The following is a 15,318-nucleotide window of genomic DNA, read 5'->3' on the forward strand; positions in this document are numbered from 1 at the left end:
CCCCCGATTCTCGCGATTACGGCATTTCGTTCCCGGACTGTAGGGGAATCTGCCGTGAAGGGGGTTGTTGCCAGACGCGCAATACTACCTGCCTTGCGCGTGCGACGCTGTTGGGCCCGGGTTGAGGGCGCGCCGGGCCCGCAGGCCCGGCGTTGTTACCGGGGTCAGGCGCCGAAGTTGGCGGCGGCGAAGTCCCAGTTTGCGAGGTTGTTGAGGAACACCTCAACGAACTTCGGGCGTGCGTTGCGGTAGTCGATGTAGTAGGCGTGCTCCCACACGTCGATCGTCAGCAGCGCGGTGTCGCCCGTGGTCAGCGGCGTGCCGGCCGGGCCCATGTTCACGATGTCGACCGAGCCGTCAGCCTTCTTCACCAGCCAGGTCCAGCCGGAACCGAAGTTGCCGACTGCGCTCTTGGTGAAGGCTTCCTTGAAAGCGTCGAAGCTGCCGAACTTGGCATTGATCGCTTCGGCGAGCTTGCCGCTCGGGGCGCCGCCGCCGTTCGGCTTCATCGAATTCCAGAAGAAGGTGTGGTTCCACACCTGCGCGGCGTTGTTGTAGACGCCACCAGCCGGCGCCTTCTTCACGATGGCTTCCAGGTCGAGGGCTTCGAATTCGGTGCCCTTGATCAGGTTGTTCAGGTTGGTCACATAGGCCTGATGGTGCTTGGCGTAGTGATAGTCAAAGGTCTCGACCGAGATGTGCGGGACCAGTGCGTCTTTCGCGTAGGGCAGAGCGGGCAGCGTATGTTCCATTTTTTGTGTGCTCCTGTGGGTTGGAAGTCGAATTCTAGTCGTGCTGGGGCCCGGGTTTCGACCCTTTCGCGGAAAGGGTCTCGATCCGTGCTGCAATTTGCGCGTCGCGCGTTTGCACATCGATCAGATCGCCCGGCATCAGCCCAGCGGTGTCACGCACGGCCCGGCCTTGCTCGTCGCGCACGATTGCGTAGCCGCGCGCCAGCACGGCATCGGGGTTGAGCTGACCCAATTGGGCGCGTAGCGCGTCGAGCTGGCGTTGGCTACCTGTCAGCCGGCGGTCAAAGCTGGCGGAAAGTGCCTGCCCAAGTCGCTCGACGACGATTCGCTTGGCTGCGGGGTCCGGCAACGCATGGCCGAGCCGTTGCCCGAGCAAGCCACAGCGCGCGCGAAGCCTTTCGATCCGCAGTGCCGCGGCGCGGTCAAGCCGAGGCGCGAGGGCTGCGACGCGATCCCGTTGTCGCGCCAACCGTTCGCGAGGATGGCGCAGTCTCAGGCGGGCGCGGTCGAGGGTTTCATAGGCGCTCTCGACCCGGCGCAGGGCGAGCCGTCGCAGCGCATCGCGATGGCGGCTCAGCCGTTGTGCCGCCAGCATCAGCCCGGCGCTGGCCAGTTCCGCGGCCGCCGTCGGTGTTGCCGCGCGAAGGTCGGCCGCAAAGTCGGCGAGCGTGAAGTCAGTTTCGTGGCCGACGCCGCAAACCACCGGAATCGGGCTGCGTACGATTGCGCGCACCAGTTGCTCGTCGTTGAAGGCCCACAAGTCTTCAAGGCTGCCACCGCCACGGCATACCAGCAAAACGTCGGTACCGTCGGCCGACGCGCGGGCGCCTGCTTCGGCAACTGCGGCGGCAAGGCGCCCGCCCGCGTCGGCACCCTGAACTGGGCTGGGATAGATCACTACCGGCAGATGTGGTGCGCGGCGCTCAAGCGCGACCAGCACATCGTGCAGGGCCGCGCCGGCAGTCGACGTGACGATGCCGATCCCTCGCGGCATTGGCGGCAGGGGGCGCTTGCGCGCTTCGTCGAACAGGCCCTCGGCGGCCAAGCGCTCCTTGAGCCGCAGAAAAGCCTCGAAAAGGCCACCGCGCCCCGCCTGGCGTATGCCTTCCACCTGCAATTGGAACTCGCCGCGCGGTTCGTAGAGCGTGGTGAGCGCGCGTACGTCGACCTGCAGGCCTTCCTCAAGGCGGAACGGCAGCAACTGGGCGCGCGATCGATACATCACGCAGCGCACCTGTGCTGCACTGTCCCGTAACGTGAAGTAGAGGTGCCCCGATGCCGCTCGGGTGAGGTTGGCCACTTCGCCGCTGATCCAGCCGAGCGGAAATGCGCCCTCAAGCACGCGCCGCGCGTGTCGGACAAATTCCGACACGGCCAGGGCTTCGTCTGCGGGGCGAAATGGGGCGTCAGGGCGCGTAAACATTGGCTCCATTCTAGCGGAATCCACATCTCGCGCTGCTTGCAGGGCAATTCGTGCGGCAGATCGACGAATCGTCAATCAGGGCTTGTAAGTTACTGAAAAATATGATCTTTCATCATAGCTTCATTTTGCATCGGAGCAGAAAAATCCCTTGTGGGACGGTGACTTAGCGCGCTGCCACGACGGCAATCCACCGACTTATCCACAGAATCTGTGGATTGTGTGCACTGTCGTCCGGCTTGCCGGTCGCCATGCCGCCGCGCTAAAGTCCCATGCTTCGCGATATCCCCCGCATCTAAAGGAGCTGCACACGTGTTGGCGATCATTCAGGCTGCCGGTTGGCCGATCTACTTCCTGATCGTGGCGTCCGTCATCGCCCTTGCTTTGATCCTTGAACGGGTCGTCGCGCTGCGTCGCAGCAAAATTGTCCCTGTCGGGCTGGTCGACAAGATCATTGGCGATCTCCGTCAGGGCGGCATCACCGATGAGCTGGTGTTGCGGGTGGCGAACCACTCGCCGCTGGGCCGCGTGCTTGCTGCCGGGCTCAAGAACGCCAAGGCCTCGCGCGACGTGATGAAGGAGTCGATCGAAGAGGCCGGCGGTGCCGTGGCGCATGAGCTGGGCCGTTTCCTCACGACCCTGGGCACGATTTCCACCGTCACGCCGCTGATGGGCCTGTTCGGTACCGTGATAGGAATGATCGAGATCTTCGGCTCCACGTCGCCGGGTGGTACCAACCCGCAGCAACTGGCGCACGGTATCTCGGTGGCGCTCTACAACACCGGTTTCGGCCTGATCATCGCGATTCCGTCGCTGATCGCCTATCGCCACTTCCGCGCCCAGGTCGACGATTTTGTCGTCGAGATGGAACAGCAGGCGATCAAGCTGGTGGAAGTGCTGCACGGCGAGCGCCGCTGAGCGGCCCGGAGTCTCCAGATGAACTTTCGCCGCGGACGTCGTACTGAGGACGTCGAGATCAATCTGATCCCGCTGATCGACGTGATGCTCGTGATCATCATCTTCCTGATGCTCACGACGACCTACTCGAAGTTTTCGGGGCTCGAGATCAACCTGCCGACCGCCGCTGCCCCGGCCGCCAAGAGCGTGCCGAACGAGATCGACGTGATCGTCACGGCGGTAGGGGATGTGATCGTCAATCGTGTTCCGGTCAGCAGCCGTGAGCCTGCTGCGATCGCCGATGCCTTGCGTCGTGCGCGCCCGCAGAGCGAGAAGGAGCCGGTCGTGATCATCAACGCCGATGCCAAGACACCGCATCAGGCGGTGATCGACGTGATGCAGGCCGCGCAGGCTGCCGATCTGCCGCAGATCACCTTCGCCACGCAGGCCAGCCAGAACTGACCGTGCGTTCTGCCCCAGGCTTCTGGAAACGCCGCGGCGTCCCCGCGGCGTTTCTCTTTCCGCTCTCGCTCCTGTTCCGTGCTGTCGTTGCGTGTCGGTGCGCGATGTTCCGCCTCGGCTGGCTGCGCAGCTATGCGGTCGGAGTGCCGGTCGTGGTTGTCGGCAACATCGCGGTGGGCGGCAGTGGCAAGACGCCGGTCGTGATCTGGCTCGTCGAGCACTTGCGCGCAGCGGGTTTTCGGCCAGCTGTCGTGAGCCGGGGCTATGGTGGCAGCGCCGAAGGCGTGCAAGGCGTTGAGCCCGACAGCGATCCCGCAGTCTGCGGCGATGAGCCGGTGCTGCTGGCGCGGCGCTCGCGCTGCCCGGTTTGGATCGGGCGCGACCGGGTTGCCGCCGCGCGGGCCTTGCGCGAAGCGCACCCGGAAGTCGATGTGATCGTGACGGACGACGGTCTGCAGCATTACCGTCTGAGGCGCGACGTCGAGATCGTCGTGGTTGATGCGCACCAGATGGGCAACCGCCTGATGCTGCCGGCGGGGCCATTGCGCGAGCCGGTGAAGCGCTTGGCGCAGGCTCACCTTGTTTTGGCGCACGGCGATATGCCACCGGCGGTGCGGGCCAAGTGCCCACCGGCACCGGTGTATTCGATGCGCCTGTGGCCGACGGCCTTCTACCGACTGGCGGACCCGCGCCAACGGCGTTCGCCGGGCGAATTTTCCGGATTGAAGCTGCGCGCGCTGGCCGGCATCGGCCGGCCCGAGCGTTTCTTTTCGACCCTGCACGATTTCGGCCTCCACCCGGTGGCTGAAGAGGCCTTCGCCGATCACCACCCGTTCACGGCAGATGACGTTGCGCTGCGCGACGCCGATGCGCTCGTGGTGACCGAGAAGGATGCGATAAAATTGCAAGCTTTTGCGCCACGCGAAACCTGGGTGCTGCCGGTGGATGCCGACATCAGGGAAGGGGCGCTGGAGCGCGTACTGGAGCGTTTGAATGGATGCAAAACTGCTTGAAATCCTGGTCTGCCCGCTGTGCAAGGGGCCGCTCGAGTTCCGCAAGGCGGCCAACGAACTGGTCTGCAAGCCCTGCCGGCTTGCGTACCCGGTGCGCGACGGCATCCCGGTGATGCTTGAAGACGAGGCCCGCGCCTTGGGCGACGACGAGGCGAGCGCCTGAACATGGCAGCGCCTTTCCAGGCCGTGGTACCGGCGCGCTACGCGTCTACCCGTCTGCCGGGCAAGCCGCTGGCCGACATCGCCGGCAAGCCGATGGTGGTGCGCGTGATGGAACGGGCGCAGGCCTCTGGTGCCGAGTCGGTCTGGGTGGCGACCGATCACGCCGATGTGGAGTCGGCGGTGCGTGCTTGCGGCGGCAAGGTGCTGATGACGCGGCCCGAGCATCCGAGTGGCACCGATCGTCTGGCAGAAGTGGTCGAGACGCTCGGCTGGCCGGACGAGACGATCGTCGTCAACGTGCAGGGCGACGAGCCGCTGATTGACCCGGCCGTCGTTGCAGCGGTGGCGCAGGCATTGGCTGACGATCCGGATGCCGCGATCGCGACCGCCGCGCACCCGATCCATGATGCCGACGAGTTCTTCAACCCGGCGGTGGTCAAAGTGGTGTGCGATGCGGCCGGCAATGCGATGAGCTTTTCGCGGGCGCCGATCCCGTGGGCACGCGACGCCTTTGCCCGCGACCGCAGTGTCTTGCCGGCCGAACTCGGCGCGCTGCGCCACGTCGGGCTCTACGCCTATCGGGTGTCCTTTCTGCGCCGCTACGCCGCCTTGGCGCCGTCGCCGCTCGAATCGATAGAGATGCTCGAGCAGTTGCGTGCGCTGTGGCACGGCTACCGGATCCGCGTGATCACGCTTGCGTCGGCGCCGCCGGCCGGCGTGGACACGCCCGAAGACCTGGCCCGCGTGCGGGCCCATTTCGAATCTGCCGCCGGTTAGTTGGCCGGGGCGGTAAGTTCAGGGTAAGCGCGGCAGCCGATACTGGCGATTGCCGCCACACATATCAGGAGAAGGGGAGATGCGTCTGATTCTGTTGGGCCCGCCGGGTGCGGGCAAGGGTACCCAAGCCAAGTTCATCACCGAAAAATATGGCATCCCGCAGATCTCGACCGGCGACATGCTGCGCGCCGCGATCAAGGAAGGCACGCCGCTGGGCCTTGCCGCCAAGCAGGTGATGGATGCCGGTCAGCTGGTATCGGATGATCTGATCATCGGCCTCGTCAAGGAACGTCTGGCCCAGCCGGACTGCGCCAAGGGCTACCTGTTCGACGGCTTCCCGCGCACGATTCCGCAGGCCGAAGCGCTCAAGAGCTCGGGCGTGGCGCTCGACTTCGTGCTGCAGATCGATGTGCCCGATTCCGAGATCGTCACCCGCATGAGCGGGCGCCGTGCTCACCTGGCCTCGGGCCGTACCTACCATGTGGTGTTCAACCCGCCCAAGGTGGAAGATAAGGACGACGTGACCGGCGAACCGCTGGTGCAGCGCGACGACGACCGTGAGGAAACCGTCAAGAAGCGCCTCGAGGTCTACCACTCGCAGACCGCGCCGCTGGTGAAGTACTACAGCGACTGGGCGGCGACGGGGGATGCCAAGGCGCCGAAGTACCGCATGATCTCTGGCCAGGGCAGTGTGGACGCGATCACCACGCGCGCACTTGAAGCATTGGCCTGATTGGCAATCCGGCGCGACCCGGCAAGGGTCGCGCCGTTCTCATCTCAGTCTTCCGCCTCGCGCCACCACCGGCGCAACACCGCGCTGCCACCCACCACCAGCGCCAGCGTGATCCCGACAAACAGCAGCGTCAGCCAACCGGGTCGTGTTGCGGCGTTCACGATCTGCTCGGCGAACACAGCACTCACCAATACCAGCGGCAACATGCCGATCGCGCTGCCGAAGAGGAAGTCGCGCAGGCGGATCGTGCTTGCCCCGGCCACCATGTTCACCAACGCAAAGGGCGCCACGGGCACCAGCCGCAGCGCGATCGAGCTGAGCACGCCGCGATGCCCCAAGCGCTGGCTGATGTAGCGCACGCGCGGGCCGGCCACGCGGCTGATCGCCTCCTGCCCGAGCCAGCGACCGAACAGGAAGCTCAGCGCGGCGCCGAGGCTCGCACCGCAGATGCCATACACGATGCCGAGCGTCGGCCCGAATGCCAGCGCGCAAACGAGCATCAGAATCGACAGCGGCACAGCGATCACGCAAGCCAGCGCGAAGCTGCCGACGGCTGCGGCCGGGCCAAGTTGCTGACCGAGCTGGCGAAGACCGGCCACCATGCGATTGAGGTCCAGCGTGTCGCGCAGTGGCGTGAGTTGCCATGCCAGCGCTAGCCCGATGACCGCCGCGATTGCCAGAAAGAAGCCGCGGCGGCGATGGCGCAAACGCGCGTGGTGTGCCTCGGTGTGGCCGTGGTGCATCGGTGCGCTCAATCGGGTTCGCCAAGTTCGGCGCGTAGCGCGGCGGCGAGGGCTTCCACATGGCCGACTTCGAAAACCGAGCCGTGCAGCCCGGCGATCTCGCGCGTTGCCAACGCGCCTTGGCCGAGACGCAGCCAGGGTCGGAACAGCCAACGATCCCAGTTCGCCAGACCAGACGACTTGATCAGGCAGCTGCGGCCCGCAAAGGCCTGCGGCCGGTAGTCGTGGAGGGCCATGACCTGGGCCACCAGGCCGGTGTCGGCGAACATTGCGCCGAGGCGTCGGCCGTTCATGCTGAGTTCCTGCACGTACAGGCTGCGCGTCAGCCACGCGAGCAGCCGCCAGAAGCGCGGGCGACGCAGCAGCGGGCCCGGATAGACGGTGTCGATCAGCACCAGCCCGCGCACCGTCACGCCGCGCGCCTGCAGCGTACGCGCGGTTTCGAGCGCCGCAATGCCGCCAACCGAGAATCCCGCCAGCATCACCGGCTGACGCGCATGCTGGGCGATCTTGTCTGCGTATTGCGCTGCGAGGTCGGCCATGTCGGCGAGTTTGCCGGAGGTGGGCGGCTGCAGCATGAACAGGTTGATCTCCGGGCCCAGCGCTCGTGCCAGCGCTTGCATGCGCATCAGGTCGCCATGCCCCGACGCGGCGACATACAGGGTGATGCGGCCACTCTGCTGGCCGAGCGGCAGCATCAGGCGCGTCGGGCCTGCCTCATCCTGCAGCGCCTCGGCGAGCAGCGCGACGCTGGGGTTTTCAGTCAGCATCAGCAGCGAGGCAGACTTGCCCGTCAGGCGTTGAACGCCGGCCAGGATGTCGACCGCCGCGAGCGAGTCGCCGCCGAGTTCGAAGAAGTCGTCATCGATCCCGATGCTGTGCATCTTCAACCCGGCCTCCCACAGCCCGAGCAGATCGCGCTCCAGCGCTGTGCGCGGCTGGCGGGTGGTGTCGCCGTGGTTCGGGCTGGCAGGTTCCGGTAGCGCGGCGTAATCGACCTTGCCGGTGCTGTTGAGCGGAAGGGTGGCGAGGATCGTGATGCCGGCTGGCAGCATGTAGTCGGGCAGGTGACTGCGCAGATGGCGGTTGAGTGCAGCTGTGTCCTGCCCGTCGGCTGCAACCCAGGCATGCAGGCGCGGCTTGTGATCCGCGTCGACAAGGCGTACGGCCGCCTGATTCACGCCGCCTACTGCGAGCAGCGCGGCTTCGATTTCGGCTGGTTCGATGCGATAGCCGCGCAGTTTGATCTGGCGGTCGCTGCGGCCGGCGAAGTGCAGCGTGCCATCCGTCGTGAGCCAGCCGCGGTCACCGGTGCGATACATGCGTCCGGCGGTGCGGAATGGGTCGGCTGCAAAAGCATCAGCGTCCAGATCCGGCCGGTTGAGGTAGCCGCGAGCGATCGTGTTGCCGCCAATCCAGATGTCGCCCTGGCAGCCGAAGGGAGCGGGGCGTCCCGCATCGTCCAGCACGTAAATGCGTGTGTCGTCCACCGGGCGTCCGACAGGCAGTGCGCCGTCGCCGTCCGACGCGCTGCAGGGCCAGGCCGTCGCGAAGATGCAGGCTTCCGTGGGGCCGTAGACGTTGTAGAGCCGTGCGCCGCAGGTCTCGCGGAAACGTTGCGCCAGTGCTGGCGGCAGAACGTCGCCACCGCAACACGCAACACGCAATTGCAGGCGCGGCATCCCGCCGGCGGCATCGACGAAGCGCCGCAGGGTGGATGGCACGAAGCTGGTGAACGTAACGCCGTGGCGTGCCGAGAATTCCGCCACCGCCTCCGGTGCCAAGCGGCCCGGTGGCGGCAGTGCAACGCTGGCGCCGCAGGCAAGGGGCAGTATCAGTTCGATGAGGGCTGGGTCAAAGGTGATCTGAGTCGCCTGCGCTGAGCGATCAGTCGGGCCAATCGCCCATTCGCGAGCGAGCCATGCGATTCGCCGTGCGAGGGCGCCGTGCTCGATCATGACGCCCTTGGGCCGGCCGGTTGAGCCCGAGGTAAAGAGTACGTAGGCGAGATCGTCTTGCGCGGGCGCAGGCCACGTGGGTGCGGCATTGTTGCCCGGCGAACTGGGCAGCGGCCCAAGCGCGATTGGCTGCGGATGCAGCGCCGCGATCCGCGGGCGCTCCGCCGGATCAACCAGCACCGCCACCGCTTGGCTCTCCTGCAGCACAACTGCCAGGCGCGCGTCCGGCGCGTCGACATCGAGCGGAAGGAAGGCCGCGCCGGCTTTGGCGATGGCCAATAGCGCCACGACCATGTCGGCAGAACGCCGCATGCAGACTGCAACGATCAAATTGCGTGCGGCACCGGCGCCGCGTAGCCGGGTGGCCAGCGCTTGGGCGTGGAGGTTGAGCTGGCCGTAGCTGAGGCTGCCGCCATCCCAAACCAGTGCCCGTGCGTCGGGCGCCTGTCGCGCCTGGGTTTCGAACTGAGCGATGAAGCTTGCAGGGGACACCGTTTCCAGCAGCCCGCGGTGCACGCCATCGAGCACCGCGGCACGTTCGTTGGGCGGCAGGATGTCTATCGCCGCCACCGGCAGGCTGGTCTGACGGGCGATCTCGCACATCACATGGCGGATGCGGCGGCCGAGCAGCGCAAGTTCGCCCTCCGCGAAACAGGCGGAGCTGCCCTCAAGCACTAATTCCAGGTCACCGCTGTCGTCGAATTCGCATACGGTGAGCCCGAGCGGGTAGCGAGCCACGCCGGAGAAGAGCTGCCAGGAATCCACGGCACAGGCTTCGCCGAAGCGCACCGAGTAGTCCTGCCGTTCGAAGGAAAGCAGCACGTCGAACACGCTGTCGCGATGGCTGCGGATGGCCTGCAACTGGCGAGCGACTTCGCTCAACGGGTAACGCGCATGGCGCAGCGCGCTGCGCAGCGTGCGGCTGATGCCGGCGATCAGGCTCGCCACCGTATCCTCGGGCGTCACGTTAATCCGCAATGGCAGCACGCCGACGAACATGCCGGGCGTGCGTTTGTGGCGCTTGCCGTTGCGGTTGAGGCTGGGCACGCCGACGACGATCTCGCTCAGTCCGCGCACGCGGCAAAAATAGAGCGCAAGCGCGGCGAGGAAGACGCAGAAAGCGCTCTGGCCCGGTGCGTTGGCGGCCGCGACGATCTGCTGATAGTCGGTGCGCGGCAGCGGCAACCGGCTGAGTGTGGCGGCCGGCAGGCGAGTGTGATGGTCGGCGCGGGCGGCGCTGTGGCGTTCAAACAGCGGCGGCGGCAAGCTCGGCAGCTGCGCCGCCCAGAAGGCGCCGTCGTCGGCGAAGTCTTGCGATGCGCGATAGGCAAGTGATTCATCGATGAAGCAGCGGTAGTCGCCGTCTTCGGCCGCTGGCTGTGCGTCGCCGGCGACGAGCGCGGCATAGTGGGCCGCCCAGCGCGCCATGATCTGCGTGGTACCCCAGCCGTCCATGACTAGATGGTGAAACTGGATGACCACGCAATGCTCCGCTTCACCGGCGCTGAGCAGCGCGATACGCCACGGCGGCGGGCCATCCAGTGCGAACGGGGTTGCCAGCGAGGCGTTCCACCATCGCTGCACTGCCTCGCGCATGGGCAGGTTCGCTGCGATCTCTGCGAAGACGAGCGCTTGCTGATGGGCTGCGAGCAGTTGTTGACCGCCCGCTGCCTGCGGCACGAGCCTCAGCACTTCGCATTCCGCCACGGTGCGATCGAGTGCAGCCTGAAGCAGCAGGCGATCGAGGCGACCCTTGAACAGGATGCCGCCGCCGATGATCAAGTGCGGGCTGCCAGGCCACGCGCGCTGATCGAGCCAGACTTCATGCTGGCTGAGCGACAGCGGCAGCAAACCCTGCACTACAGCGCGAAGTTCTGGCGATCCCATCGTTCGATCTCGGCGCTGGCGTAGCGGTAGCCCGCCTCAGCGATCTCGCGCGCGCGGCGGTAGGCCATCAAGGGGAACTCCGCGACCGGTGGCTCAAGGTAGTAGTCAGAGAGGGCGATCGTGCGACCACGCTGGGTGAGGCCACCCATGTGGCTGGCGCGGTACAGGATGTCGCCGATGCCGGGCACCACCGGCGCGTCGGCCGACATATGGCCGCGGATCTTGCGCCAGGGTGACAGCCGTTTGACTTCGGCATCGACCTGCAGCGCTTCGCGCACGTCCACATCGACGGCGATCACGGTGCCGTTGCCGCGGCGTTTTTCGAGTTTGGTGCCGAGCCGTGTCCGCATCGCTTCCACCGGCACGTTGTCGAGTATGGCGCCGTCGACAAGCAGATCGCCGTTGAGCAGCACCGGCGGCAATAGCCCGGCCGGCGAGTTGCTGGCCAGCACGGCGCGCCATAGCGGGCCGGTGTCCTGCACTGTGGTGCAGGCCTGGCTCAGGTTGCAGGCGGCGGCGAAGTATGGGCGCCAGAGCGCGTCGGCCGTGGCGTCGCCGAACAGGCGCCGCAACTCGCGTTCGATTCGCCGTCCGGAGAGTACCGAAATCACGGGCAGCGACGGTCGCTCTCCGGTGCGCGTGAAGCGCAGGATGTTCTCGCGGATATCGTCAAAGCCAATGCCGCAGGCGTACTGCGCCCCAATCAGGGCGCCCATGCTGTTGCCGCCGATCAGGTCGATCGGGATGTTGGCTTCTTCGAGCGCCCGTAGCACGCCCAGATGCGCGAAGCCGCGCGCACCGCCACCACCGAGCACGATGCCGGTTGCGTGTCCGGTCAGAAAACGCGCAAGGCTCTCGTGGTCACCGGGCGCGTCTTGTCGCTGGAGGTAGATCCGCTCCACCTCACGCGCCGCGCGCCACGGCGCCGGCGCGGTTGGCGCGCTTGTCCCGGCTGGATGCAACAGCACCAGATGCTGCCGCTTGTAGGTCAGCCCCGGCTCCATGCGGAGTTGTTGTTCGAGCGCGCCAACCGTTGGGGGGTCGGTACTGCGCGCAACGAAGATCACCTGGTCGGCTTGCCGCACGGCGAACTTTGTCCAGGGCGAGAGCGCCGCTTCCGCTTCGTACAGGATGAAGTCGGCCGAGACTTCCATCGCGTCCACGGTGCCAAGGCGGCGGGCGATCGCCTGATCGTCCACGGCTTCGCCGGGCGATGGCGGGCGGAGGTGCGTGACCCGCCGCGCCGCGAACGCTTGGGCGAGGCCGCGTGCGAGCAAGGCGGCCTCCTCGCCACGATGCAGCGGGATGATCGCGAAGGCCTGCGCTCGCTTGCGCTCTGCGATCTGGGGCAGGTGGCGCAGGTAGTGGTAGATCGCTTGAGAAAAGATCTGGCTGAATACCAGCGGGTTTTGCTGCAGCAGCGTTTCGTAGTCGGCGCGGCTGAGCTCCGCCACCGTCGAGTCGCGCAAGGCCACGACGTCGGCCGTGCGCGGCTGCTGCAGGATCATGCCGGTCTCGCCGATGCACTCGCCCGGGCAAAGCTCGTTGTAGAGCAGCAGATTCCCTTCCCGGTCGTTGCGGGATACCCGCAGCCTGCCGGCCAGCACGATCACGAGGCTCCCTGAGGGCTCTTTCTCGCGATAGACCACTTCGCCCGCGGCTTTGCGGACCGGTTTGAGCAGCGCGACGAGTTGCGACAGCGCCGCGTCGTCAATCTGCCCGAACAGGCGACTGCCGCGCAGGATGTCGCCGATCCGTGCCGCGTCGTAACTGGCGTCGGGCATGGCGGTTCCCGTGTGGGCGCAGGCTTAGAGGCGGACTGCGGGGTTGAGCGTGTAGCGGCCGGTGAATGAGGCCTGCGCCAGGATGTGCTTGGCGATGGCCGCGCGCGCCTCGGCGCCGCCGAAGCGGCCTTCGATCGGCACCCGATCGGTGTCGAGCGCGTATAGCGTGAAGATGTAGCGGTGCGGCAGTTCGTCGTTCCACGGCGGGCACGGGCCGTCGTAGCCGTGGTATTCGCCCGCCATGTCGGCGTCGCCGGCAAACCAGCCGGTGTAGTCGTTGAGCCCCTGGCGGGTGTCGAGCGGGCCGGCGCTGGGTTTGCCGCGGGCCACGACCCCGTCGCTGAAGCTGCCGGCGGCGATCTCGTCAATGCCGACCGGGATGTCGATCAGCACCCAATGAAAGAAATCCACCCGCGGCAAGGTGATCGGCACGCTGCGGCCTTCCTGATTGACGTCGTCACCGCGGCTCGGGACGTCCGGATCGTGGCAGATCAGGGCGTAGGAGCGGGTGCCGGCGGGCGCGCCGGACCAGGCGAGGTGCGGGTTGCGGTTGGCCGACAGCGCGACATGGCCGTGCGTGGCCTGGACTGCGAAGGCGAACTCGCCTGGGATCGGTGCGCCGTCGCGAATGCTGTTACTCCAGAGCTTCATGGGTGCCTCCCTGGGTGTCATTGCGCCGGCGGCGAACCGCTACCGGCAGGAACTGCGAAATCCGTCCGATGCCACGTCCAGCCTCTCAAGCGCGCCGGCGGAAGTCGGCGACTCGGAAGCCGAGCGCGAACAGGGTTGCGAAGTAGATGGCCGCGCCGCCACACACCACCGCCGTGAGCCAGAGCACGCGTTGCAGGCCGTGCATTTCGAGCCAGCGTTGCTCGCCACCCATGCCCAGCCACAACGCCACCGCCATCACCACCAACGCACCGGCCTGCCGCATAGCAAAGCGGCCCCAGCCCGGCTGCGGTTTGAAGATGCCGCGGCTGCGCAGCCCCTGGAACAGTAGCGCGGCATTGAGCGTTGCCGCCAGGCCGATCGACAGCGCAAGCCCAGCATGCTTCAACGGCCCGATGAAGGCGAGGTTAAGTGCTTGTGTCACGCAAAGTGTCAGCAATGCGATCTTCACTGGCGTCTTGATGTCCTGCCGCGAATAGAACGCCGGCGCCAGGATCTTCACCAGGATGATGCCCGAGAGGCCCACGGCGTAGGCGGTCAGCGCCGAGCGCGTCTGCATCACGTCATTGGCCGAGAAGGCGCCATGGTGGAAGAGCGTTGTTACGAGCGGCACAGCCAGGATGCCGATACCCACCACCGCGGGCAGCGTAAGCAGCAGTGCCAGGCGCAGCCCCCAGTCGAGCAGGGCCGCGAATTCCTCGTGGTCGCCTTTGGCGTGCAGTTTGGACAGGCTTGGTAGCAAGATTGTGCCGAGTGCCACGCCCAGCATGCCGGAGGGGAATTCCATCAGGCGGTCGGCGTAGTAGAGCCACGAAACCGAGCCGGTCGGAAGGAAGGAGGCGAAGATGGTGTTGATCAGCAGGCTGATCTGCGCCACCGATACGCCCAGCGTGGCTGGCGCCATCAATTTAAGTACCCGACGCACCCCGGGATCGGACCAGTCGGGGCGGAAGCGCGGCAGCATGCCGATCTTCTTCAGTGCAGGCACCTGAAAGGCCAGCTGCAGGATGCCGCCGAGAAACACCGCCCAACCCAGTGCCAGCACGGGCGGATCAAAGTATGGCGCGGCGAATAGCGCCATCACGATGAAAGCGACGTTCAGCAACACCGGTGTGAATGCCGGCACCGAGAAACGGCTCCACGCATTCAGGATGCCGCCTGCCAGCGCGACCAGCGCCATGAAAAGGATGTACGGGAAGGTGATGCGAGTGAGTTCGACGGTCAGGGCGAACTTGTCCGCGTTCTTGGCGAAGCCCGGCGCCGAAACCAGAATCACGGCGGGCGCGAAGATCACGCCGAGCAGCGCCACCAGGGCCACGGCGATGCCGAGCAGACTTGCCACATGGTCCACCAGCGCGCGGGTGTCTTCCTCGGTGCGGCGGTTCTTGTATTCCGACAGAATCGGCACGAAGGCCTGCGAGAACGCGCCTTCCGCGAAGAGCCGCCGCAGCAGGTTGGGGAGGCGGAAGGCAACGAAGAATGCGTCTGTCGCGATGCCGGCGCCGAATGCGCGCGCGATGACAAAGTCCCGAACGAAGCCGAGGATGCGCGACAGCAGGGTCATGCCGCTGACTGTCGCAAGAGCCTTGAGGAGATTCACTGAGTTTGCCGGAGGGAAGCTAAGCAGGGGATGATAGCCACCCCCGCATGCCGCGGGCAACTTAAGTGCTTGCCTAATTAGCAGAAGGTCGTTAAAATCGCCGGCTTTCTGTACGAATACTAACTGGACGTTCCAACATGGCCAACTCGGTACAAGCCCGCAAACGCGCGCGCCAGGCGCTCAAGGCGCGAGCTCACAACGCCAGCCTCCGTTCCCGCCTGCGCACCGCGATCAAGGCGGTTCGTAAGGCCATCGACGCGGGCGATCAGGCAGCTGCAAAGCAAGTCTTCGACCAGTCGATGAGCACCATCGATTCGATCGCTGACAAGAAGATCATCCACAAGAACAAGGCTGCCCGTCACAAGTCGCGTCTGTCGGCTGCGATCAAGGCACTGGGCGCTACCGCCTGAGTTCTTGCTAATCTGGCATGAAAAACGGCTTCCCTTGGGAAGCCGTTTTCT

14 protein-coding genes are annotated in these 15,318 nt (G+C 66.1%); 7 read left to right on the top strand and 7 right to left on the bottom strand.

Annotated features, from left to right (window positions below; genetic code table 11):
• Positions 1 to 164: 164 nt before the first annotated feature.
• Together HH302_RS19485 and xseA are read right to left on the bottom strand one after the other, a co-directional pair.
• Positions 165 to 752 carry a superoxide dismutase gene (locus tag HH302_RS19485; RefSeq protein ID WP_172204219.1) on the bottom strand — a complete coding sequence of 196 codons (588 nt, stop codon included), beginning with the start codon at positions 750 to 752 and terminating at the stop codon, positions 165 to 167.
• 34 nt (positions 753 to 786) lie between these two features.
• Positions 787 to 2,184 (bottom strand): exodeoxyribonuclease VII large subunit, encoded by a 1,398-nt coding sequence (gene xseA / locus HH302_RS19490; protein ID WP_172204221.1) that lies wholly within the window; start codon positions 2,182 to 2,184, stop codon positions 787 to 789.
• A 300-nt stretch (positions 2,185 to 2,484) separates the two neighbouring features.
• Here xseA and HH302_RS19495 point away from each other — a divergent pair, with 300 nt between their 5' ends.
• The 6 genes from HH302_RS19495 (at position 2,485) to adk (ending at position 6,216) form a co-directional block, all read left to right on the top strand.
• The gene (locus HH302_RS19495) at positions 2,485 to 3,090 is read left to right on the top strand and encodes a MotA/TolQ/ExbB proton channel family protein (protein ID WP_172204223.1); all 606 of its coding nucleotides are present in this window, start codon (positions 2,485 to 2,487) and stop codon (positions 3,088 to 3,090) included.
• A gap of 18 nt (positions 3,091 to 3,108) precedes the next feature.
• Positions 3,109 to 3,531: a biopolymer transporter ExbD gene (locus HH302_RS19500; RefSeq protein ID WP_172204225.1), complete on the top strand. Its 423-nt coding sequence runs from the start codon at positions 3,109 to 3,111 to the stop codon at positions 3,529 to 3,531.
• 2 nt (positions 3,532 to 3,533) lie between these two features.
• The gene (gene lpxK, locus HH302_RS19505; RefSeq protein ID WP_172204227.1) at positions 3,534 to 4,544 is read left to right on the top strand and encodes a tetraacyldisaccharide 4'-kinase; all 1,011 of its coding nucleotides are present in this window, start codon (positions 3,534 to 3,536) and stop codon (positions 4,542 to 4,544) included.
• On the top strand, positions 4,525 to 4,707 hold the full coding sequence (locus tag HH302_RS19510) for a Trm112 family protein (RefSeq protein ID WP_172204229.1): 183 nt from the start codon (positions 4,525 to 4,527) through the stop codon (positions 4,705 to 4,707). Before lpxK ends, HH302_RS19510 begins: the two co-directional genes overlap by 20 nt.
• Positions 4,708 to 4,709: 2 nt before the next feature.
• Positions 4,710 to 5,483 carry a 3-deoxy-manno-octulosonate cytidylyltransferase gene (gene kdsB / locus HH302_RS19515; RefSeq protein WP_172204231.1) on the top strand — a complete coding sequence of 258 codons (774 nt, stop codon included), beginning with the start codon at positions 4,710 to 4,712 and terminating at the stop codon, positions 5,481 to 5,483.
• Between the two features lie 79 nt (positions 5,484 to 5,562).
• Complete coding sequence (adk, locus tag HH302_RS19520; protein ID WP_172204233.1) at positions 5,563 to 6,216, top strand: adenylate kinase; 654 nt, start codon at positions 5,563 to 5,565, stop codon at positions 6,214 to 6,216.
• A gap of 44 nt (positions 6,217 to 6,260) precedes the next feature.
• On the opposite strand, the gene HH302_RS19525 is transcribed toward adk, so the two are convergent.
• The 5 genes from HH302_RS19525 to murJ all read right to left on the bottom strand — a co-directional run bounded on the left by HH302_RS19525 (position 6,261) and on the right by murJ (position 14,857).
• Positions 6,261 to 6,971: a TVP38/TMEM64 family protein gene (locus HH302_RS19525; protein WP_172204235.1), complete on the bottom strand. Its 711-nt coding sequence runs from the start codon at positions 6,969 to 6,971 to the stop codon at positions 6,261 to 6,263.
• Complete coding sequence (locus HH302_RS19530) at positions 6,968 to 10,804, bottom strand: non-ribosomal peptide synthetase (protein ID WP_172204237.1); 3,837 nt, start codon at positions 10,802 to 10,804, stop codon at positions 6,968 to 6,970. The genes HH302_RS19525 and HH302_RS19530 overlap by 4 nt, the downstream gene beginning before the upstream one ends.
• Positions 10,777 to 12,588 (bottom strand): cyclic nucleotide-binding and patatin-like phospholipase domain-containing protein, encoded by a 1,812-nt coding sequence (locus HH302_RS19535; RefSeq protein WP_172204239.1) that lies wholly within the window; start codon positions 12,586 to 12,588, stop codon positions 10,777 to 10,779. The genes HH302_RS19530 and HH302_RS19535 overlap by 28 nt, the downstream gene beginning before the upstream one ends.
• Positions 12,589 to 12,612: 24 nt before the next feature.
• Positions 12,613 to 13,239 (bottom strand): YbhB/YbcL family Raf kinase inhibitor-like protein, encoded by a 627-nt coding sequence (locus HH302_RS19540; protein ID WP_172204241.1) that lies wholly within the window; start codon positions 13,237 to 13,239, stop codon positions 12,613 to 12,615.
• 85 nt (positions 13,240 to 13,324) lie between these two features.
• Positions 13,325 to 14,857 (bottom strand): murein biosynthesis integral membrane protein MurJ, encoded by a 1,533-nt coding sequence (gene murJ, locus HH302_RS19545; RefSeq protein WP_172204243.1) that lies wholly within the window; start codon positions 14,855 to 14,857, stop codon positions 13,325 to 13,327.
• 137 nt (positions 14,858 to 14,994) lie between these two features.
• Here murJ and rpsT point away from each other — a divergent pair, with 137 nt between their 5' ends.
• Positions 14,995 to 15,267: a 30S ribosomal protein S20 gene (gene rpsT / locus HH302_RS19550; RefSeq protein WP_172204245.1), complete on the top strand. Its 273-nt coding sequence runs from the start codon at positions 14,995 to 14,997 to the stop codon at positions 15,265 to 15,267.
• Positions 15,268 to 15,318 lie beyond the last annotated feature (51 nt).

This window comes from Niveibacterium sp. COAC-50 (assembly GCF_013184235.1).
GTDB classification, from domain to species: Bacteria; Pseudomonadota; Gammaproteobacteria; order Burkholderiales; family Rhodocyclaceae; genus Niveibacterium; species Niveibacterium microcysteis.